General features: G+C 44.7%; 17 protein-coding genes and 1 tRNA gene. 10 read left to right on the top strand and 8 right to left on the bottom strand.

Features of this window, described 5'->3' with window-relative positions:
* Positions 1-66: 66 nt before the first annotated feature.
* Positions 67-1,719 (bottom strand): MFS transporter, encoded by a 1,653-nt coding sequence (locus tag BM283_RS07930; protein ID WP_090691785.1) that lies wholly within the window; start codon positions 1,717-1,719, stop codon positions 67-69.
* 114 nt (positions 1,720-1,833) lie between these two features.
* Entirely contained in the window at positions 1,834-2,967 is a 1,134-nt protein-coding gene (locus BM283_RS07925; protein ID WP_090691782.1) for a Do family serine endopeptidase, read from the bottom strand.
* Positions 2,968-3,026: 59 nt separating this feature from the next.
* Here BM283_RS07925 and BM283_RS07920 point away from each other — a divergent pair, with 59 nt between their 5' ends.
* Positions 3,027-3,773: a Nif3-like dinuclear metal center hexameric protein gene (locus BM283_RS07920; RefSeq protein ID WP_090691780.1), complete on the top strand. Its 747-nt coding sequence runs from the start codon at positions 3,027-3,029 to the stop codon at positions 3,771-3,773.
* 232 nt (positions 3,774-4,005) lie between these two features.
* Positions 4,006-5,244 (top strand): murein transglycosylase A, encoded by a 1,239-nt coding sequence (locus BM283_RS07915; RefSeq protein ID WP_090691778.1) that lies wholly within the window; start codon positions 4,006-4,008, stop codon positions 5,242-5,244.
* 61 nt (positions 5,245-5,305) lie between these two features.
* Here the strand turns inward: BM283_RS07915 and BM283_RS07910 are convergent, their stop codons facing one another.
* Complete coding sequence (locus BM283_RS07910; RefSeq protein ID WP_090691775.1) at positions 5,306-6,019, bottom strand: DsbC family protein; 714 nt, start codon at positions 6,017-6,019, stop codon at positions 5,306-5,308.
* Positions 6,020-6,302: 283 nt separating this feature from the next.
* Positions 6,303-7,475, bottom strand: a complete 1,173-nt coding sequence (locus BM283_RS07905; RefSeq protein WP_090691772.1) for a UbiH/UbiF family hydroxylase — start codon at positions 7,473-7,475, stop codon at positions 6,303-6,305.
* Between the two features lie 118 nt (positions 7,476-7,593).
* Between BM283_RS07905 and BM283_RS07900 the strand changes: the two genes are divergently transcribed.
* Both BM283_RS07900 and murJ read left to right on the top strand, forming a co-directional pair.
* Positions 7,594-7,669, top strand: a tRNA-Met gene (locus BM283_RS07900).
* A 734-nt stretch (positions 7,670-8,403) separates the two neighbouring features.
* On the top strand, positions 8,404-9,942 hold the full coding sequence (gene murJ, locus BM283_RS07895; protein ID WP_090691769.1) for a murein biosynthesis integral membrane protein MurJ: 1,539 nt from the start codon (positions 8,404-8,406) through the stop codon (positions 9,940-9,942).
* A 22-nt stretch (positions 9,943-9,964) separates the two neighbouring features.
* Here the strand turns inward: murJ and folE2 are convergent, their stop codons facing one another.
* The 4 genes from folE2 to BM283_RS07875 form a co-directional block, all read right to left on the bottom strand.
* Positions 9,965-10,780 (bottom strand): GTP cyclohydrolase FolE2, encoded by an 816-nt coding sequence (gene folE2, locus BM283_RS07890; RefSeq protein WP_046851264.1) that lies wholly within the window; start codon positions 10,778-10,780, stop codon positions 9,965-9,967.
* A gap of 228 nt (positions 10,781-11,008) precedes the next feature.
* Positions 11,009-12,853: a 1-deoxy-D-xylulose-5-phosphate synthase gene (dxs, locus tag BM283_RS07885; protein ID WP_090691766.1), complete on the bottom strand. Its 1,845-nt coding sequence runs from the start codon at positions 12,851-12,853 to the stop codon at positions 11,009-11,011.
* Positions 12,854-12,903: 50 nt separating this feature from the next.
* Positions 12,904-13,797, bottom strand: coding sequence for a polyprenyl synthetase family protein (locus tag BM283_RS07880; protein ID WP_090691763.1), 894 nt, complete (start codon positions 13,795-13,797; stop codon positions 12,904-12,906).
* Positions 13,787-14,053, bottom strand: a complete 267-nt coding sequence (locus BM283_RS07875; protein ID WP_254776279.1) for an exodeoxyribonuclease VII small subunit — start codon at positions 14,051-14,053, stop codon at positions 13,787-13,789. The genes BM283_RS07880 and BM283_RS07875 overlap by 11 nt, the downstream gene beginning before the upstream one ends.
* Positions 14,054-14,450: 397 nt before the next feature.
* On the opposite strand from BM283_RS07875, the gene BM283_RS07870 reads away from it, so the two are divergent.
* From BM283_RS07870 to BM283_RS19940, 6 genes are all read left to right on the top strand, one after another.
* Entirely contained in the window at positions 14,451-14,915 is a 465-nt protein-coding gene (locus BM283_RS07870) for a hypothetical protein (RefSeq protein WP_046851267.1), read from the top strand.
* A gap of 150 nt (positions 14,916-15,065) precedes the next feature.
* Positions 15,066-16,265 (top strand): N-acetyltransferase, encoded by a 1,200-nt coding sequence (locus tag BM283_RS07865; protein WP_368086412.1) that lies wholly within the window; start codon positions 15,066-15,068, stop codon positions 16,263-16,265.
* Between the two features lie 306 nt (positions 16,266-16,571).
* Positions 16,572-17,645 (top strand): LPS export ABC transporter permease LptF, encoded by a 1,074-nt coding sequence (lptF, locus tag BM283_RS07860; RefSeq protein ID WP_090691760.1) that lies wholly within the window; start codon positions 16,572-16,574, stop codon positions 17,643-17,645.
* Positions 17,645-18,709: an LPS export ABC transporter permease LptG gene (lptG, locus tag BM283_RS07855; protein ID WP_090691757.1), complete on the top strand. Its 1,065-nt coding sequence runs from the start codon at positions 17,645-17,647 to the stop codon at positions 18,707-18,709. The genes lptF and lptG overlap by 1 nt, the downstream gene beginning before the upstream one ends.
* Positions 18,710-18,736: 27 nt before the next feature.
* Positions 18,737-19,957: a CDP-alcohol phosphatidyltransferase family protein gene (locus tag BM283_RS07850; RefSeq protein ID WP_090691754.1), complete on the top strand. Its 1,221-nt coding sequence runs from the start codon at positions 18,737-18,739 to the stop codon at positions 19,955-19,957.
* Positions 19,932-20,933, top strand: a complete 1,002-nt coding sequence (locus BM283_RS19940; RefSeq protein WP_254776278.1) for a diacylglycerol/lipid kinase family protein — start codon at positions 19,932-19,934, stop codon at positions 20,931-20,933. Before BM283_RS07850 ends, BM283_RS19940 begins: the two co-directional genes overlap by 26 nt.
* The last annotated feature ends 4 nt before the right edge of the window (positions 20,934-20,937 follow it).

Raw genomic sequence — 20,937 nt, 5'->3', positions numbered from 1 at the left:
TCCATATATCGGCGTTTTCTCAATCTTATTGAGAAAATTTTAGATAGATCAAGGTAAAGCCAGCTCTCAAGCGCTACGGAAACGTGTTTGTTTAATCAGGATAATAGCCAGAAAAGGTAGAATAAAGCCAATAACAGTGACTGTTATTAATAGCATACCTAGCTCACTATAGTCAGCTGGTACAGAGATTTCGCTGGTGACAGGATCTCTCACTTCGCGTGTAACAACAAAAATCTGGTTGATATATTTGCTGCCCAACTGAGAAGCTGATAAAGCAAGGTTAGTAAACGATGCCATGACAGCAAAGAAAGTTGCTTTAAGTTTATCTGGCGCTGAGTTAGCGATCCATGCCAGCATAGGAATCATTGCAATTTGGCCCAGTGGTGATTCTATTGCCGTATCTATTATAGCGATAAAACGTGCGTCTACTATTCCTCCTGTTTGTGCTGCTGTCCATTCGTGCAAACCAAAGTACATACCTATGATTGGGAAAGACAACAAAGTACCGGCGATGGTGAGTGCACCTATAATATAAGCCATAGAGCGTTCTGCCATAAAACGGCGGAATATAAACATTCCCACCAACGTTAAGACCGCACCTATCAATGATAAGGTGGCAAGAAATTGCTGATCGAAACCTAGTTGATCGATCATCCACCAGGTTATACCTGCTCCTGGGTTAGGGAGTGCCCGGAATATAAATATCAGAATAGCTGTACCCACCAACTGATTGCGTGCTTCTGCATCAAGCTCACTCGAAAGACGCCAGATCAGAAAAAGAATGATGACAATTGATAAACAAAAAACAATTTCCTCGGCAGCAGCAAACCCACCAAGTCCGATACTTAAAGATACAATCGTAAACGCTGCACCGCCGCCCAATATCCACCAATTAACCGGCGGTGCTTCGGTATGGATAGTCAACAATGCCTCAGCCTCTTTACGATTCAGTCCCTGTGACAAAAAACGTCTCATATTTTGCCGCCGCAACCAGCTCGCAAAAAATACCCCGCAAACCGAGATAAATGGAATCACCAAGGCGAGTTTATAAACCAACAAATAGGCAGCGGTTCTACCTTCTTCTGGCATGGCCCCCACATCGCGCATCAAAACAACATTCGCAATAGAGACAAGTACACTGCCGCCAATGATAGCCACTCGGCCAAGCGTTTGCATTGTGACATGCATTTGTTTGCGCTTTTCTAAAGGCAATGGTTCCCCATTCGCATCTACACGTGGAACAGCTTCGACTGTCATTGCATCGGCCACTACATCTTGGAGAACATAACCAATCGGAGCAAGTAAGGCGGCTGCTACATACCAGCTTTCTAGTGCTGCAACACTTCTCATGGTATCGGTATACCCAAGCAATCCGATCATGATGAGCAGGCTTACCATAATCAAACTTGCTCCCAGATAGACGAGCAAGCTCTTCCAACGCCATATCAAGTCGACGAGATGGCCAATCGGCATTTTGAGCGCCCATGGCAATGCCATCCAGAATGCCAGTCCTGCCAGGAACTCAGCAGAAAGCCCCAACCGCTCTTTAACGTAAAATGTGCCTACAATTCCAGTCAAGCTTGAAATACCAGCAGCCACATAAACCATTAATGGAGGCAAATACGAAAGCCGCATTTCACGGCCGAGCGCAAATATATTGATATCGAACCAACGGTATAAGGCAGCTAGTGCTTTTGAATTTGGTGGCACCACTTTCATTCAGGTTATCCTGTTTCTTTTGATCTATTTCTTCGGAAATATGGCTTCAAACATTTAAATTCACACGCAAAAAAACGTGTATAAGCTATTGATCCAAGCATACTATCCCGCTCATTAAGTAGGACGCTTACCCACTTTAACTTTAACCGACCTTTCCGAGCTATTACGTAATATCGTTAAAGTCACTGTTTTCCCCGGGGTTAAAGCTGCAACCAGGTTGAGCATTTCGGAAGAATCTGCCACTGTTTTTCCATCCATAGCAAGCAGAATATCTCCTGGTTTTATCCCGGCTTCATCAGCTGGACCATTTTTCAGCACACCGGCAATGAGGGCGCCCCCAGCTTTTTTTAACCTAAATGACTCTGCCAGCTCAGGCGTGATATCCTGCATACTCACACCTAGCCAACCACGTGTCACATTCCCGGTTTCGATAATTTGCTCCATGATTTGTTTAGCTGCATTTGCTGGAATAGCAAAGCCTATGCCGAGCGATCCACCTGTACGAGAATAAATAGCCGTATTAATTCCAATCAAATTACCAGCCGTATCAGTCAGTGCACCGCCTGAATTACCTGGGTTAATAGCTGCATCAGTTTGAATAAAATTCTCAAAAGTATTAATGCCTACTTGGGATCGCCCTAATGCACCGATAATTCCCATGGTAACGGTCTGACCAACGCCAAAAGGATTACCGATAGCGAGTACAATGTCACCCACTCTTGCTTGCTCGGATTGGCCAAAAGTGATACTGGGCAGATTATCCAGATCAATCTTTAGTACGGCCAAATCACTTTCCCGATCAGAACCAATGATGCGCGCCTTGGCATTTCTACCATCCACTAAGGCAACCTGGATTTCACTTGCTGCCTCCACTACATGATGATTTGTCAGGATATACCCTTCTGAACTGACAATCACGCCTGAGCCAAGACTGGAAGCGCGCCTCGGTCTGGACTCAAAACGCTCGCCAAAAAAACGCTGAAACATCGGGTCATCCAGTAGCGGATGTGACGGCACCCTGACTTCCTTGCTCGTAAAAATATTAACAACCGACGGCATCGCAATTTCTGCGGCAGCATAAAAGCTACCAGGCCGGGGTGCCGTTTCAACGGACACAGCTTCTTTGACCGTCGCCAACTTGCCACGTGGCGTCCAGGGCAATAACTCAGGCCGGAGCGTGGAAACGACAAAAAAAATCGCCAGCAGTACCGTGACCGATTGTGCAAAAATTAACCAAAGTTTATTCATATCAGCGTATTAATCAGGAGTTACAATATCAATAGGTATATAGTGATCAGGAATAAAAAATGCAACAGGATGAACTTGAGAATTATCTGAACCAATTACTGGATATTTCGCGTTTCCAAGATTATTGCCCAAATGGACTGCAAGTGGAAGGGCGCAATCAAATTCATACTATAGTAAGTGGCGTTACAGCATCAATGGATTTTCTGCAAGCGGCTGTAGCCATGCACGCTGACGCCGTCCTCGTGCACCATGGTTATTTTTGGCGTGGCGAAGATAGAACACTGCGCAGCATAAGGCATCGTCGCATAGCCTTATTGATGAAGCATGAAATCAGCCTTTTTGCCTATCATCTCCCCCTAGATGCTCATCCTGAATTAGGTAACAACGCTCAATTGGGACAAAAACTCCATTTTGCGACAATCGGTCACTTTGGAGAACAAAACATTGCTTCATACGGCGAAGTTATACGCACACTTTCTCTCAATGAACTAGGTAAAAAAATATCATTGGTATTGGTACGCCAACCATTGATCATTGGCGAACCAACTAAACAAATCCGCCGCATCGCCTGGTGCACCGGTGCCGCGCAAAACCATTTCGAAGAAGCTATCCAGTTGGATATCGATGCATTCATTACAGGTGAAATTTCCGAGCAAAATGTCCATACTGCACGAGAATCAGGAGTCGCATTTATTTCTGCAGGACACCACGCAACTGAACGTTTCGGTGTGCAAGCACTTGGAGAACATATTGCCCGTCAATTTGGCATCAAACATCACTTCATTGATCTAGATAACCCGGTATGATCGATGCATTTACAGTTTATAGAAAATTTAGACGCTAAAAGCATGAGTGATGATTTTCCAAGGCCAGTCAATCTTTCTTCTTGCTCTTGTCTTTTTTCTTAGGCAGAGTCCACCAGATGATAAAAATAAACAATCCCAATGCCAGCGCTGCTTCTGCTGCTAATATCCACATATCTCTCAGCTTGTTGTATAGTCAGAATTTATCAAAAAATATAACTTTAATTAAAATTAAATGCAAAGCCAATCAACTTTATCTATTCTCGCATTGCTATTGTTGCTGCTGGTAGCCTGCAAAACAGAGACTATTCCGCCAGCACACATACCTGCCAAACCATCCACTTCCTCAAGCACTAGCAAATTAGCCCCGTCTGCTCCCATTGTACCCCAAGTATCCCCCATATCCCCTAGCACCAGTCAGCTAAAAGCCACTGATTGGTCTCAATTAAAAGAATGGGAGCAAGACATGTTTTTGCCAGCGTGGACTGCTTTTTTACAAAGCTGCAATGTTTTAAATAAGCAACTATTGTGGCGGGAAACCTGCAAAAAAGCCAGCATGATCAAGCAATCCACTGATAACACCATTAAACATTTCTTTAAGCTCCATTTCACCCCTCATCAAGTAATGAATTTGGATGGTAGTGCTGAAGGATTAATTACCGGTTACTATGAGCCACTGCTTAAAGGCAGCCGCACCCCATCGCAGCAGTATCGTTACCCACTTTATGCGCAACCTGATGAACTTCTTATTATCGAATTAGCTGATGTTTATCCAGAACTTAAGAATCTGCAATTGAGAGGCCGTTTAGAAGGACGCAAAGTGGTACCGTATTATACTCGAGCAGAAATTGAGAATGAATCAGCATCACTGAAAGGGCATGAGCTTTTATGGGTCAACGATCAAGTTGAATTATTCTTTCTCCAGATTCAAGGTTCAGGCCGTATCATTCTCGAAAATGGAGAAATTCTCAGAGTGGGTTATGCCGATCAGAATGGCCATCCCTATCAATCAATCGGAAAACTTCTGGTTCAGCGTGGTGAACTTCCCTTAGAAAATGCTTCCATGCAGGGAATCAAGCAATGGGGACAGCAAAATCCTGATAAACTCACTCAATTACTGCATCAAAATTCACGCTATATCTTTTTTCGAGAGCTTCCAAATAACTTATCCGGCCCAATTGGTGCATTGGGTATACCACTCACTGCGGGTAGAAGCTTGGCTGTCGATCCCCGCGCTATACCACAAGGCGCTCCTGTTTTTCTCTCCACCACGTGGCCTAACAGCAACAAACCGCTCAATCGGTTGATGGTAGCCCAGGATGCGGGTAGTGCGATAAAAGGTGGAGTACGTGCTGATTTCTTCTGGGGATTCGGCCCGGAAGCAGCAAGCCAGGCCGGAAAAATGAAGCAAAAAGGAAAAATGTGGGTACTGTTACCCAAAAACTATTCCTCACAACTTCAGGCTCAAAAATAAAAAAAGAATAGGGTAGTTACTATTTCTTGTACAAAAATATAACTATACATGCTCATTCGCTCTATTTTTTTCCCGCGTCATTGAGTCTTTTCTCAATCTCTTCTGCTGGAACCATCCCGGATACAACTGATCCATCAGCAAAGATAAGCGTGGGTGTTCCGTTTACTTTATTTTTCTGTCCTGATTGAAGCAGTGTATTCAACGGCGTTTCGCAGTCTTTCCCTGTGGGCGCAATCCCTCGCAGCATAAAATCATCCCAGGCCTTTAGCCGGTCAACTGAACACCAAATCGCTGTTGCTGTTTGCATTGAGTTTTTTAAGATAGGATAAAGCAGTGTGTAAATGGTAACATCGTTTACTTTGGCAAGTTCTGCCTCCAATTTTTTGCAATAAGGGCAATGTGGATCAGAATAAACGATCAGCGTGCGCTTTCCATTTCCCTTAACCGCCTTGATCGCTAGATCCAATGGTAAAGTATCCAGTGCTATCCGACGTGCATCTCTGAGCTCCTGCATGCGTTCGCTGGTCAAACTTACTCGCGTTTTAGTATCGACGATATGTCCGACGAAAAAATAGGCTGCCTTCTCGTCTGTGTAGAGGATTTCTCCACCAACCACAACCTCATATAAACCCATATAAGGCGTTTTACGAACACTTTCGATCTCGCTACCCGGGAAATGTGTTTGGAGCATGTTTTTCAGCTGTGCCTCATCAGCGAAGGCATAATTGAAAATAAAGCCTAACAGTAGAAACATACAAAAATGATGTAAATGCATGATTATTTTGCTCCTGTTTAAAAAATTAGGATTCGGTATGCTCATTTGACCTAGCCTCCTCAGCTCATCGCTGATGTTAGGTGTTAACATGATGATTATTCTTATCTTTAAAAAAAGATTTCCGCACCCCCTGTTGGATGCAATTGCTTCGGGTAGATTACCTAATTTACGAGCACATGGCTGTGTTATAACTACTTGAATAAAGCGACTATTCCGCTTTGCGGCATCTCATCCTGCCCCATAAAATAGCGCACTTCATTTCATTCAATTGATGAATCCAGGTTTAACTCAGTGCATGCTGCATCAGTCTGTTTTTTAATAAGGGCAAACGATTGGTAATTTCAAACCCCAAGTTTCGTAAACGAATCAATATAGGGTCTGGACTGCTAAATAATTTTTGTAGACCATCGGTTACAAATTCCATCGCAAGAATATCTTCCTTACGTGCTCGCTCATAGCGGCGCAATAACATAAAATCACCACAATCTGATTGCAAGCCTCGATTCATTAGAATGGCAGCTAATTCACGTGCATCACGCAAGCCCAGATTGACGCCTTGCCCTGCTAGCGGATGAATACCATGTGCAGCATCACCAATTAAAACTAGCCGTGGTTTTGCTAGTGTTTTGACGTGTACAAAATTTAGCGGAAAACCTACTGGCTCTGTCACCAACTGGAATTTTCCAAGTATATGGTTGGCAGCTTCCGCTACCTGGCAGCATAATGCTTCATCGGATAAGCCGCGTAACTTGCTAGCCTGAGATTCATTTGCTGACCACACCATCGATACCCGTTTATCAGGCAATGGCAATAATGCTAAAACACCATCTCGCCGGAACCACTGATATGCCGTGTTAAAATGAGAAATTTCAGTGCTAAAATTGGCTACCATACCTATTTGGTGATAGGCATGCTGTGCCACCTCAATTTTTGCTTGCTTCCTTACCCATGAATTAACACCATCTGCACCTATGACTAAAGCAGCTTGTAGCAAGCGACCGTCTGCCAGCTGTATATCAACTCGGGACTCATGCCATACAAGCGAAATACATTGGGCGGGGCAGAAAACTGTCACACTCTCATCAACTATACTGGTAAGTGCCTTCCAGACAGCAGTTTGTAATTGCCGATTTTCAGCGATAAACGCCAGCTCAGATAATCCACTTGCATAAGCACTAAAATCAAGCCTCGCTGCGCCGTCATCGCCGAACACCTTCATCTCGTACACCGGTGTAATGCGTGAATCTTCTACTTGTTGCCATAAGCCTAGCGTTTGCAGAAAAGCAGTACTACCTGGGCTGATAGCATAAACTCTGCTATCCCAGCTCGTATCATTTGGCAATGGAGCAGGCAAGCGCGATTCAATCAGCGCTATTTTCAAGCCGCTTCCTTTAAGTGCCACGACTAGGCTTGCACCCACCAGGCCACCACCGATCACAACAATATCGAATTTCATGATGGAATTATACAGATGCTTTATCTCTGGGAATACAGCAAATATATAAAAGAAACATCAAGTCAATCTTGACAGCATTCCCACTCCAAAGGCAAAATGCACGTTTTATGCGATATATGGCGAATTAGCTCAGTGGTTAGAGCAGCGGAATCATAATCCGTTGGTCCGGGGTTCAAATCCCTGATTCGCCACCACCTCTTACCAATTAACAAGGGCGAAGCGGCTACTATAGACATTAGATATCGCAAATACCACGGACGCCACTGTTTAAATTATGTCCAGCATCGCTCATCTAATCCCATTTCTAAATCAAGCGTGACGCGAAGGCGAGCCGCAAACAGTATCCATCATACGGCAAGGTGAAGCCGACAAAACCATTTTTGATTTAGCAATGGAATGAGGTGTGTCAGGGTTTTATATTATTGGGACATTGATTCATTAGTTTTGGATATTTCTAAAACTTACTCCCAACTAGAATGAACGCAAGTAAAAATGATATGCCATTGTCACACCAGCCTCAAAACTGACAGACTGGCTGCATGACATAACCAGAGCATTTATCAGACTAAAAATACTTAACCATTAAATAGATATAACCAATGACAAAAAAAGCTGCAATAATGATGACAATTTTTTTCAGCATCTTCTATCACCTCTCTAGTTAATTATTAACAGAATTTTTAATATTTTAACAATAAATACCAACCGTGCTTTATCTTTTAGCTATTGTGGGCAGCTAATGGTTAAATCAGACAGAGAATTATTTATATTCAAAAAAGCTGATCTTCTTATTTAATTCCATTTTTAAAATCAAAAACAACTTTGTCCGCTTACCTTGTCGTATGATTGATATTGTCTGTGGCTCGACCTCGCAGCATGTTTGATTTGGAAATGGAATAAGGTCAATTTATTTATATCGTCCACTCAATTGAATCTACTTAGAGCACTTGCCGCAGTCAGCAGCATGACATTAATTTCACGCATCCTAGGATTCTTGCGTGACGTACTCATCGCCAGAATCTTTGGTGCTGGGATGGCAAGCGACGCTTTCTTTGTTGCATTTCGTATTCCCAATCTGTTACGTCGACTATTTGCAGAAGGCGCCTTTTCACAAGCATTTGTTCCTATTCTTGCTGAATACAAAAACCGCCGTACGGAAAATGAAACACGCGAACTGATCGATCATGTGGCGACATTATTGGGAATTGCACTATTTATAGTAACGCTGGCCGGGGTGTTGGCTGCGCCACTCATCATTTATGTCAGTGCCCCAGGATTTTCAGCCGATCAGGAAAAATTTGCGTTAACCATCGAACTACTGCGCATTACTTTTCCTTATATTTTGTTTATTTCTTTTGTCGCGCTGGCAGGAGGGATCCTTAATACCTATAGTAAATTTTCAGTGCCAGCATTTACGCCGGTTTTATTGAATTTATCGTTCATCGGCTGTGCAATTTGGCTTGCACCTCTACTTGATCCTCCCGTCCTTGCCCTTGCTTGGGCAGTATTCCTCGGTGGCATACTGCAGCTTGCATTTCAAATCCCATTCCTGATACGCCTCAAACGAATACCCCGTTTTCATCTGAAATCAAAGGATACCGGCGCGTGGCGCGTGCTCAAACTAATGGGGCCAGCGGTTTTTGGGGTATCTATCGGACAGATCAGCATGCTGATCAACACCATTTTTGCTTCATTGCTAGTGACAGGTAGCGTTTCCTGGCTTTACTATGCTGATCGGTTAATGGAATTTCCGGCAGGCCTTCTCGGTGTCGCACTGGGAACCATCTTGTTACCATCCTTATCGCGCCACTACGCGAGCCATGATAACGAGAGATACTCTCACCTGCTGGATTGGGGTTTACGATTGACTTTTCTGTTGACATTACCGGCAGCCGTAGCATTGGCATTGCTTGCTACGCCACTTATTGCCACGCTTTTTTATCATGGCGCTTTTACAGCGGAAGATGTCTGGATGACCCGTCAAGCACTTATCGCCTACAGCATCGGCTTACTTGGACTCATTCTGGTAAAAGTGTTGGCTCCCGGTTTTTACGCCCGACAGAATATTAAAACGCCTGTCAAAATTGCCGTCATTACACTCGCTGCGACTCAATTAATGAATCTTGCTTTTATCTTTCCATTGGAGCATGCTGGATTAGCGTTGGCGATCGGCCTAGGTGCTTGCCTTAATGCAGGATTACTCTACTATAAACTACGCCATCATGGCATTTATCAGCCGCAACCCGGTTGGGCAATATTCTTACTGAAGATTTTAACAGCGCTAGTTGTCATGGGCAGCACTCTGTGGTTTGCGACAGGTAGCGATCTATCCTGGTTACAAAATCCCGCAATGGAGCGCGCACTACGCTTGGCCCAAGTTGTCTTCCTAGGCGCTGTTGCCTATTTCGCTGCCTTATGGCTATTAGGTTTCCGCCTGCGTGATTTTGCTCGACAAGGAGAAGAATAATATCGCTAGTTGATGCGCAAAATTAAGTATGGGGCAACTCGTTGCATTTATCCCGTTCGATCAATGCATAAGCAGAATGATTATGAATGGACTCGAAATTCTCTGATTCCACCACATAGGCATCAATACGATCATCACTGTTCAGCACTTCGGCTATATCACGTACAAGGTCTTCGACAAATTTGGGATTGTCATAGGCTCTTTCAGTGACATATTTTTCGTCTGGACGCTTGAGCAGACCGTAAAGTTCACAAGAAGCATTCTCTTCGGCTACCTTGATCATATCCTCAATCCAGACAAAACTATTGGTACGTACTGAAACGGTTACATGAGAGCGTTGATTGTGTGCGCCATACTCTGAAATTTTTTTGGAACAGGGGCAAAGGCTAGTCACAGGAACGATCACTTTCATAGTGAATGCATAGTGATTCTGTTTGATTTCACCAATAAAGGTTACTTCATAATCCAACAAACTTTGCACACCAGAGATGGGAGCTGATTTGTTAACGAAGTAAGGGAAGGTCATTTCAATATGTCCAGAATCAGATTCTAGCCTGGTTACCATCGCCCGCAAGATTCCCTCAAATGACTCAACGGAAATCTCGCGTTCGTGGCTATTCAGTATCTCGACAAACCGAGACATGTGCGTACCCTTGAAATTATGCGGCAAATTGACATACATGTTGAATACTGCAACGGTATGCTGCACTCCACCATCTTTATCAGCTACTTTGACTGGATGACGAATGGCTTTAATACCCACTCTGTCGATTGCAATACGCCGGGTATCCAACGAACTTTGTACATCAGCAATCGAAAAATCAGTTTGTTTGTTCATGGTGATTCCTTCTGGAAAGATAGAGACAGCCTGCTTCGCTACTGAAAGCCTTTAAGAATAACAACATGTGTCAGGTTTAAAAGAACTAACCAAGACCGAGTAGGCGCTTTTTGGTCAGACCTTCCTTTACAAAGTTGGTTCTAAGCATGAAACCCATTAAACCCATTAAAAAACATCAATAGAAATCTTCAGTTCACTCAGGTGGAGTCATTACAGATACTCTACCAGTTATTCGGATAGCCTAGCTCGGATGGAGCTAATGACACCCATTTTGTCTAGGCCGCAATCAACCAGCATTTGTGCAGGATCTCCCTGATCAAGGAAACGATCTGGCAAGCCTAACTGAAGCAGCTTAACGACCATTCTTTTGTTTGCCAGTGATTCCATCACAGCACTACCCGCTCCACCCATAATGGTATTTTCTTCAATCGTGACCAGCAATTCATGGGTAGCCGCTAACGCTAGCACCAAATCTTCATCCAATGGTTTGACAAACCGCATATTCGCAACGGTAGCATCCAATTCCTCCGCCGCCTCCAGAGAAGGGGCCAGCATGCTGCCAAAAGCAAGCAAAGCGATTTTGCTACCTTTCCGGCGAATCTCTCCACGACCTAGTGGTAATACTTGCATCTCTTTTTGTATCTTTACGCCAACGCCTGTCCCACGTGGATAACGCACCGCTGTTGGTGTGTTCATCTGGTAAGCAGTGTAAAGCATTTGACGGCATTCATTTTCATCGGCAGGCGTCATCACCGTCATATTCGGAATGCAGCGCAAATAGCTTAGATCAAAGCTACCTGCATGGGTAGGCCCATCAGCTCCCACTAATCCCGCGCGATCAATGGCAAAAACCACGGGTAAATTTTGAATGGCCACGTCGTGAATCAACTGGTCATAAGCGCGTTGTAAAAAAGTTGAATAAATAGCCACCACCGGCTTCAACCCATCACATGCTGCACCAGCAGCAAAAGTCACCGCATGTTGCTCAGCAATTCCTACATCGAAATAGCGATTCGGATATTCCCGGGAAAATCTGACCAAACCCGATCCTTCGCGCATCGCAGGTGTAACACCAATCAAGCGTGGATCTATGGCTGCCATATCACACAACCAATCGCCAAAGATTTGTGTATAAGTCGGGTTACTACCGGGTTTGGAAACAATGCCCCGGGCTGGATCAAATTTCCCCACACCATGATACAAAATCGGATCCTCTTCAGCCGGCTGATAGCCAGCACCTTTGCGCGTCACAACATGCAGAAACTGGGGCCCATCCAGATGTTTGATATTGTTCAGCGTCGTAAGCAGCACATCCAGATCATGCCCATCAATTGGCCCGATATAGTTGAAGCCAAACTCTTCAAACAATGTACCAGGCGTCATCATTCCTTTTACATGCTCTTCGGCACGCCTCGCCAACTCCAGAACGGGTGGCACTACGCCCAATACCCTCTCACCGGCACGACGAGCTGTTGCATAAAATCTACCAGACATCAGCTTGGCTAAATAATTATTGAGCGCCCCGACTGGAGGAGAAATGGACATATCATTATCGTTCAATATCACCAGCAAATTAGCATCCATTACGCCAGCATTATTCAACGCTTCAAATGCCATACCGGCACTCATGGCCCCGTCGCCAATCACAGCAATCGTGCGCCGTTTGATACCTCCTAGTTGTGCGGCCACTGCCATCCCTAAAGCCGCACTGATAGATGTGCTCGAATGGGCTGTACCAAAGGCATCATATACACTCTCATCCCGCCGCGGAAATCCCGCAATGCCGCCGTGCATGCGCAATTTAGCCATTCCTTCACGCCGGCCAGTTAATATCTTATGAGCATAGGTTTGATGACCTACATCCCATACCAGTCGGTCACAGGGCGTATTGAAGATATAGTGCAGCGCAATGGTTAATTCGACAGTACCAAGATTCGACGACAAGTGCCCGCCAGTTTTTGCCACGGATTCAACCAGAAACTGACGTAGCTCATCAGCAAATTGTGATAGTTGTTTACGCTCCAGCTTTCTTAAGTCGGTAGGAGTGTTAACACGGTCAAGTAATGGGTACATGCAAACTTAAATAGAAATGTTAGCTGATTGTAAAAAGAAAAGAATCAGGATTAGAACTCACGCTGAACAATGAAATCTGTTACCTGCAATAATCGATGAGTAGATTCTCCCAGATGTTCCACTGCCTGATAGGCATCATGCTGCAGCGCTTTAGCCAGTTCACGAGCCTGCTTCACTCCTAAAATACTGACATAGGTTGGCTTGTTTTGCTCTGCATCCTTACCTGCAGTTTTGCCCAATGCTGCAGTCGTTGCTTCGGCATCAAGCACATCGTCTACTACCTGAAACGCAAGACCGATACATTTAGCGAAATGATCCAAACGATCCAGTTGTTCTTCGCTTAAATTATCGCCACAATACGCTCCCAGCATGACTGCTGCACGTATAAGTGCCCCAGTCTTATGGATATGCATAAACTCAAGCTCTGGCAAAGTCAGCATCTTGCCTACACTTTCAAGATCAATCGCCTGCCCACCGGCCATTCCCCGTGATCCAGCTGCTTGGGCAAGTTGCTTGATCATTTCCAGCTGCTTTTTTGGGTTATCTGCCAAACTGAATTCAGCCATTAACTGAAAGGCCAAACTTTGCAGACTATCCCCTACTAATAATGCAGTTGGTTCGTCATATTTTATATGGCAAGTAGGTTTACCGCGCCGCAACGTATCATCATCCATACAAGGCAGATCATCGTGAACTAGCGAGTAGACATGAATCAATTCTACCGCTGCAGCTACAACGATGACGCGCGCTTCCTCTGCTCCGTTCAATTCTCCAGCGGCAAAAGAAAGCAATGGACGAATTCTCTTCCCTCCACCAAGTACCGCATAGCGCATCGCCTCGTGCAAGCGCTTCGGCGCATGATTTTCCGCAGGAAGGTGATTTTGTAGGTAAGACTCTATTTGTAACTGATGGCTTTTAACCCAGCCCTGGAAATCAGCGTTCATCGATACCTGATGTAGAAAAATCTTTCAGCATGTCTGCCTCAAGAACACGTATTTGTTGCTGCGCATTTTGCAACGTAGTCTGACAGTAATGCAATAGCTCCACTCCCCGCTTATAAGCTGAAAGCGAAGCCTCCAATGTCATTTGCCCTGCTTCCATTGCGACGACAATGGCTTCTAGCTCGGTTGATGCTGCTTCAAAACTATCTGGCTGTGGTGGGGATGCTGTCATAACTGCTTCGTTGGATTTATTTTTCATGCTTTCTTCTTTTACTTTTTCAGGAGGGCGAAGGAAAACAGTTTGTTCGGTTTATTTTGCTTAAACACAGACAAAATATCGCAATCAGTATAACTCGGTCAATCCTATTTTAACTTTTCCTGCCGTTCTCATCATAAGGATTTAATAAATATCCGATTAATCAAACCCTATTCATCTTTCGGAAACTTATTCCCTCCAGCTTTTTTGTATACTATATCTTTGTAAACTTGATTCCAACAGCAATTGTCGAGGTATGTCATATTGATCCGTGCGCTATCCTATGGCAATATCGATTACAATTTCTACAAGATTGAGCAAATCATTTAATTTTCAAAGAATTTAATATTTTGTATTTATATTTTCTAATTTAACCAATACGTTAAAAGTCGAGGAAATTTTGGATAAATACCTAGATCAAATTACCAATTATTTCATTATGGTCCCGTTGTGGCCATTTACATTACTTGGCTTCATCATCGCTATTGCCATTTTCGTCGAAATTATTAATCGTCGACGACGAGCAGATGCCGTAGAGTATTATGACACCACTTTCAGAACAGAACTTGCTGGCTTATATCCAGTTCCTACGCACTGGCCGGAAGATCTCTCGGCTCATTTACGCACAAGATTACCCGTCATGCGCGAAGCGTTTGAAATTCTGAAAATTTTTATTCCCCAAAAACAGCTGCGTGATTACAACCTCGCTTGGAATAAATTTTATGATTTTTGTCGCATGAATGGTGCAATTGATGAAAAGCAAGCTGATACAACGACACCATCTGAAGCAGAGCACGATGCAAAACAAGCCTTTCATCAGCTTGTAACCGATCTGTTGGCCTATACTGATCAATTTAAACGGTAAAAACAAAAAAGTTTTCCATAAACTTGACTTGAATTAGGCAAGCCATTGAACACCAACAAGCTTTAATGGCAAGCTTGCCGATATTTTTGCTCCGGTTTTGCTTATTCCATTCAACCTCACCTGACATGATGAGAAATTGCCGATGTGCTCATGGTTTCTGCAATATTACATGAGCCTGCCGATCCGCTTTATATCATGAGTGAACAAATAGATCAGCAGAAAAATAACCCTATTTACGTGCATCCTGTCACCTCTTACCGTGAGATGGGTACATTTATTGACATTCCCTGGCAAATTTATGCAAATGATCCTATGTGGGTGCCTCCTCTTCGCTTGGAGCGACGCTTGCATTTTTCCAGATTTAACCCTTTTTTAGAGCATGCAGAATGGCAAGCCTGGATTGCTTATAAAGGCAAACAACCCGTAGGTAGAATTAGTGCACAAGTGGACACTCTTCACAGACAACGTTATGGTGCAGATACGGGGCATTTTGGCTCACTGGAATGTATTAACGATAGCGAGGTCTTTGCCAAGCTCATGCATACTGCCGAAACTTGGCTTGCTGAACGGGGCACACGTCAGGTAACTGGACCTTTTAATCTATCCATCAATCAGGAGTGCGGTATTTTAGTAGAGGGCTTTGAAACACCACCAGTTGTCATGATGCCGCATTCACCTAAATGGTATGGTTCATTACTGGAACAATGCGGCTACCAGCCTGCTAAAGATCTCCTGGCCTATTGGATTGCGGTTGATTTTGAACCACCAAGAATCATGCGTACGGTGATTCAGAAATTTTCAAACCAAATTAAGCTGAGAACGCTACGCCGCGATAGATTCAGTGAAGAAATGGAAATATTACGTGATATTTTCAACGATGCCTGGTCAGAAAACTGGGGATTTGTCCCCTTTACCCAATCGGAATTTGCTGAGCTTGGCAACAGTCTGCGCTGGCTAGTCCCAAGCGAATATATCCAGGTTGCGGAAGTAGAGGGAGTCCCTGTTGCATTTATGGCAGCCCTTCCCAACTTTAATGAAATTTTTGCCCAACTCAATGGTAATTTGTTTCCGACAGGCTGGCTTCGTTTAATTAAGCAGCTAAAATCCAACACGGTTCAGACTGCCCGTATTCCGCTAATGGGTGTGCGCAAGCAATTCCACAATACGCCGCTTGGCATGGCACTGGCTTTTATGGTGATCGATGCGCCGAGAGAAATCGGGCTTGTCAGAGGAATCAAAAAAGTCGAACTGTCCTGGATCCTTGAAGATAACAAGCCTATGCGCAGTATACTCGAAACTATTGGCTGCCAAGAATATAAGCGATACCGGCTTTATAAAAAAACGCTCTAGTTGATCAACGCGAATATTCTTGGCCTTTAATTACAAGATCTTTGGCTGATAGGTAGTACTGAGAATTATCCGCTTTAGCTTTATTATTAACACTAACACAGTGCAAATTGTTTCAGTGAATTGGCTTTTTTATGTTGAAACAATTTCTTTACCCTTTACTCGGGCAGGAATTGATGCTGATAAACTTGATGACTGGTTGTTGATAAAATCTTATTTAGAGATAGTTAAATAACTTCCTGGTTAAATGTTTGGTAATGCGGCCCTCCATTCAAGCCAGATCAATACTTACAAAAATAATCCGATTTAATGAAAATCATCGAGAAATACATCACACGAGAGCTGCTCTTCCCTTTTCTCACTGTACTCAGCATTCTTGTCGGACTTTTCGTTAGCTTTAGTATTGCTCGATTATTGGCTGGCGCGGTCACTGAAACACTCGGCATGGTCGCCATGCTTCAACTAGTGATGCTCAAAACGATCATTGCTTTGGAAGTGTTGATCCCTATCTCATTCTATGTTTCTGTCATTTATGGATTAAGTAGAATGAGCAGGGATCAAGAAATGAATATACTGCGTTCTGTCGGATTCAGCGATTATCGTGTTCTCTATACAGTATTATTGGTTGCGGCTCCTGTAGGCATCATGAGTGGTGCGCTCTCACTTTATGCACGTCCCTGGGCTTATGCTGAAACCTATATTCTTAACGCGCAAGCTGAAGCCGAACTCAATGCCAATCGTTTCCAGGCAGGACGTTTTTACGGCAGTGAAAAGAGCGGGCGCGTGGTTTTTGTACAAGCCAAGGATAATTCTGGCATGCGTCTGGAAGAAGTATTTCACTTTATCAAGAAAGAGGGTATCAGTGAGATTGTCATAGCAAAGGAAGCCATTCAGCGGCAACAGATATCCCTGGAACAACGGCCGCATATCGAATTGTTTGACGGCTATATTTATCGTATTGCCTACCCAAAAGATAGTGATAGTGCGATTCAATATGAAAAAATGACCTATTTTACTGAAAGCGAGCAATCAAAGTGGCATCGTCGCAAAGCTGCACCCACACGTATGCTATGGGGATCCGAAAGAACGCATGATATTGCAGAGCTTCAATGGCGGCTTTCCCGTCCAGTTGCAACTATTCTGCTGGCTTTGATCGCTGTCTCGTTTACGCGCGTTTCTCCCCGTCAAAACAAAAGCGATAAAACCTTTCTAATTGCCGCCACCGTGTTTGCTATTTACTATAATCTCAGCGGATTGGCTCAAACATGGGTAGAACAAGGCATCGTCGCCGCCATACCGGGTATATGGTGGCTATATCTGCTACTTTTTATTATCGCCGGACTGCTTTTGCCTGGCTCAAGACAAAAATTGTTTAAAAGATAATGAAAACTGCCTCCCGTTATATTGCCAAACAGATAGTAATGGCTATGGCCCTCGCTACGCTAGTGTTATTACCGTTATTCAGTTTCTTCGATTTATTGGAGCAACTCGATGATGTTGGCAAAGGCACTTATCAGACGAGAGATGCCTTTCTGTATGTTGCCATGCTGATGCCACGCCGGTTTATTCAGATTGCGCCCTTTATCGCTCTGCTGGGCACAGTTGGTGCGCTAGGCAAATTAGCCATTAATCTCGAATTAGTGGCCCTACGGGTCGCCGGATTGTCACCCGCCCGGCTTAGTATCGTCCCTGTTGGCATTGGGATGGCGTTCATTCTGATCATCGCTGTGATGGAACAATTCATCGCTCCACAGCTTCAGCAAAGCGCTGTTGCACTCCGGGCGACTGCAATGGATAAAACCGCTGAGCTAGGAAAGGGGCTTGGGATCTGGACACGCAATGAGCATAATATCCTACGTATCGGTGAAATCCTGCCTGGAAACATCGCAATTGATATTGAAATCATGCATTTTAATGAACAGAACTTGCTTGCTACGCATACACATGCAAAGTTTGCGGATAACCTCAATAATGAATTATGGCGATTAAATAATGTAACTGTCAGAACATTCACAGAGAAAAACATCGCACTAACCACTGCCAGCACCGTAGAATGGCAATCCTTTCTTAAAGCAGAAGATATTTCTACATTGACCAAGCCTCCCGAAAGCCTTTCCCCGGTGGAGCTAATACGACATACAGAATTTCTGCAAGAGACTGGCCAGAAAGCCGATGCATATCTCATGGCTATCTGGCGTAAGATAGGGAACGCACTCATGATCATCGCCATGATATTGCTGGGCATTCCCTTTATTTTCGGTTCGGTCCGTGAGGGGTTGGGAGGTAAACTGACTCTGGCTACCGTCATCGGAGTCGGGGTTTATCTGCTCGACCAGATCATTGCTAATGCGGGCTTGTTGCTGCAATTGAATCTGGTATTGACATCCATTCTTCCCAGTTTAATCCTTATTACCTTGATCATTCTGTGGTTGCGGCGAATTTATTAATTTTTCACCCCATTTCAATTTTAGTTCATGTCGACAACTTATATTTATATCCTCGGTGAAAGCGAAGCCAGCCTCTGGGGATTGAGTGGCCGCGAACGGCTGCTACGTACGGTAGCATCTCTCAAACAAACCCATCTGATTGATAACCCAGCAGACATTCCGGGCGATGCGCCTGCGCTGCTGCTGCGCGCCGATCATCTGTATGATGCCAGGGTGATTACTGCTTTGATTAACTTGCAAGAAGACATCGTACTATATCAAGGCGACATGGCCGTTGCCATACGCACTATCGGAAAAAATATACCCACCCTGCTTCGAGCCTTAAGCAGTGCAAATATGCAAGCATTCTCCTTTATGAAGGAATACGCTCTGAAAGATTTACAGCTAGGTATCCAGCAGAATCTGAAGAAAAAAGACCCCCCCTATATCCTCCCGATCAGCGCAGCTAATCGGGAGGCACTTGAATGGGAATTGTTCGCAGGCTCTTATAAAGGCGTAACCGACCTCGTCACCAAATGGCTATGGCCTATACCTGCATTTTGGGCAACTCACCTCTGTGTGCGCTGGAAAATAACGCCCAATCAGGTGACGTTGTTCAGTCTGCTATTAGCAATTTTCGCAGGAGTGGCCTTCTGGTACGGTTACTACGCAAGTGGCTTGGTCATGGGATGGTTAATGACTTTCCTCGATACGGTGGATGGTAAACTGGCACGCGTCACGCTTAGTTCAAGCCGGCTGGGCGATGTACTGGATCATGGCCTGGATATTATTCATCCACCGTTATGGTACGTTGCCTGGGGTGTCGGTTTAACGACCACTGCATTCCCGCTAGCGAATCTGGAATTATGGGTCTGGCTGATATTTGTCGGTTACATTGGTGGACGTATCTGTGAAGGGTTATTCGAATTCTGGCTTGCGCCTTTTGTCATGTTTATGTGGCAACGCATTGATTCGTTCAATCGCCTCATCACTGCGCGGCGTAATCCCAATCTGATTCTAATGACAGCAAGTTGGCTTGCTGACCGACCGGATATCGGATTCTTAATGGTTGTGGGCTGGCATGGCTTATCAACACTTTTTCTCGCCTGGCGAGTGCTCGTTGCCTGGCAAGTCCGACGCCTAGAGGGACCACTCACCTCGTGGATGGAAGCAATTGACCCAATACGAGACAGACAGCAACTGGCGGTCAAAGTATTTACCCGCGTTCCCCTTGCTGAGAAAAATGGTAGCGCCATTACGCATTCATAGTCTGGAAACAGGAACAGCCCGTGTCGGATTGATCCTCAATCCATTGGGCGGAAAGGCACGGAAACGTTATAGCCTGATCAAGCAGTTACTGGCTGAGATACCCGGTATCCACCAGTGGATCGTCACTACTGCCGCAGATTTCGATGCTTCAGTAAAAGCACTCATTCAGGCAAAGATTGACTGGCTAATTATCCTTGGAGGGGATGGTACCTTTCAAGGGATACTCAATCGCCTCTATGCCTGGTTACCGTCTGAACAATGGCCGGTTCTGACGATCATTCCTGGCGGAACGACCAATATGACTGCACTTGATCTGGGCATGCGCGGCAAACCGGATCATATCCTGCGCCGCTTAAAACACTATCTGCAGCAACCTGCTCCACGTCCAGCTCCCGTACTTGTTGAACGACCGGTATTGTGTATTGAACAAACAGGACGGGAAAAAATCTATGGCATGTTTTTGGGGCTGGGGCTGATTGCGCGCGGAGTCAAATTCTCGCGCAGTCCCATCAAACAAATAGGCATTACCGGGGATATTTTTACCACACTCATCGTATTACGCTCTTTATTAGGCACCTTTCTGGGGCGGCCGCAGCCCGAATGGGCACCGGTACAAATCACTATCGAAGACGAAACGGGAACAAGACGCGAGGAACGCTATTTATTAGTTCTGGTCAGTGCGTTGGAACAGCTATTGATGGGCATTCGCCCTTATTGGGGAAATGAATCAGCACCTCTGCATGTTACTTTTGTTCGACAGTATAGCAAAAAATTCTGGTGCTCGATTTTGCCGTTAATCACAGGTCGTGGACATAACCTCAAGAAGGAAGACGGCTATGTCAGTTACAATACCCAGGTGCTGGAATTACCGCTGGATGATGAATACATCATAGATGGCGAGCTGTTTCATGCCTCGCGCCAACATGGACCCCTACGCATCTCGGCTAGCGGACCCATTACCTTCCTCGTACTGTAACTTG

Origin of the sequence: Nitrosomonas sp. Nm34 (assembly GCF_900113925.1) — a bacterium.
In the GTDB taxonomy this organism is placed as follows: domain Bacteria; phylum Pseudomonadota; class Gammaproteobacteria; order Burkholderiales; family Nitrosomonadaceae; genus Nitrosomonas.
The sequence above is the reverse complement of the archived record's forward strand: the minus strand, read 5'-3'. Positions and strand labels throughout refer to the sequence as shown.

Bases quoted from the DNA above. Each gene is read 5' to 3' on its own strand.
- dxs (WP_090691766.1), bottom strand. From the start codon at position 12,853: ATGTACCCATTACTTGACCGTGTTAACACTCCTACCGACTTAAGAAAG.
- BM283_RS07930 (WP_090691785.1), bottom strand. From the start codon at position 1,719: ATGAAAGTGGTGCCACCAAATTCAAAAGCACTAGCTGCCTTATACCGT.
- BM283_RS19940 (WP_254776278.1), top strand. From the start codon at position 19,932: ATGGTAGCGCCATTACGCATTCATAGTCTGGAAACAGGAACAGCCCGT.
- lptF (WP_090691760.1), top strand. From the start codon at position 16,572: ATGAAAATCATCGAGAAATACATCACACGAGAGCTGCTCTTCCCTTTT.
- BM283_RS07910 (WP_090691775.1), bottom strand. From the start codon at position 6,019: ATGCATTTACATCATTTTTGTATGTTTCTACTGTTAGGCTTTATTTTC.
- lptG (WP_090691757.1), top strand. From the start codon at position 17,645: ATGAAAACTGCCTCCCGTTATATTGCCAAACAGATAGTAATGGCTATG.
- BM283_RS07850 (WP_090691754.1), top strand. From the start codon at position 18,737: ATGTCGACAACTTATATTTATATCCTCGGTGAAAGCGAAGCCAGCCTC.
- BM283_RS07880 (WP_090691763.1), bottom strand. From the start codon at position 13,797: ATGAACGCTGATTTCCAGGGCTGGGTTAAAAGCCATCAGTTACAAATA.
- BM283_RS07875 (WP_254776279.1), bottom strand. From the start codon at position 14,053: ATGAAAAATAAATCCAACGAAGCAGTTATGACAGCATCCCCACCACAG.
- BM283_RS07865 (WP_368086412.1), top strand. From the start codon at position 15,066: ATGGTTTCTGCAATATTACATGAGCCTGCCGATCCGCTTTATATCATG.
- BM283_RS07925 (WP_090691782.1), bottom strand. From the start codon at position 2,967: ATGAATAAACTTTGGTTAATTTTTGCACAATCGGTCACGGTACTGCTG.
- BM283_RS07920 (WP_090691780.1), top strand. From the start codon at position 3,027: ATGCAACAGGATGAACTTGAGAATTATCTGAACCAATTACTGGATATT.
- BM283_RS07905 (WP_090691772.1), bottom strand. From the start codon at position 7,475: ATGAAATTCGATATTGTTGTGATCGGTGGTGGCCTGGTGGGTGCAAGC.
- BM283_RS07915 (WP_090691778.1), top strand. From the start codon at position 4,006: ATGCAAAGCCAATCAACTTTATCTATTCTCGCATTGCTATTGTTGCTG.
- folE2 (WP_046851264.1), bottom strand. From the start codon at position 10,780: ATGAACAAACAAACTGATTTTTCGATTGCTGATGTACAAAGTTCGTTG.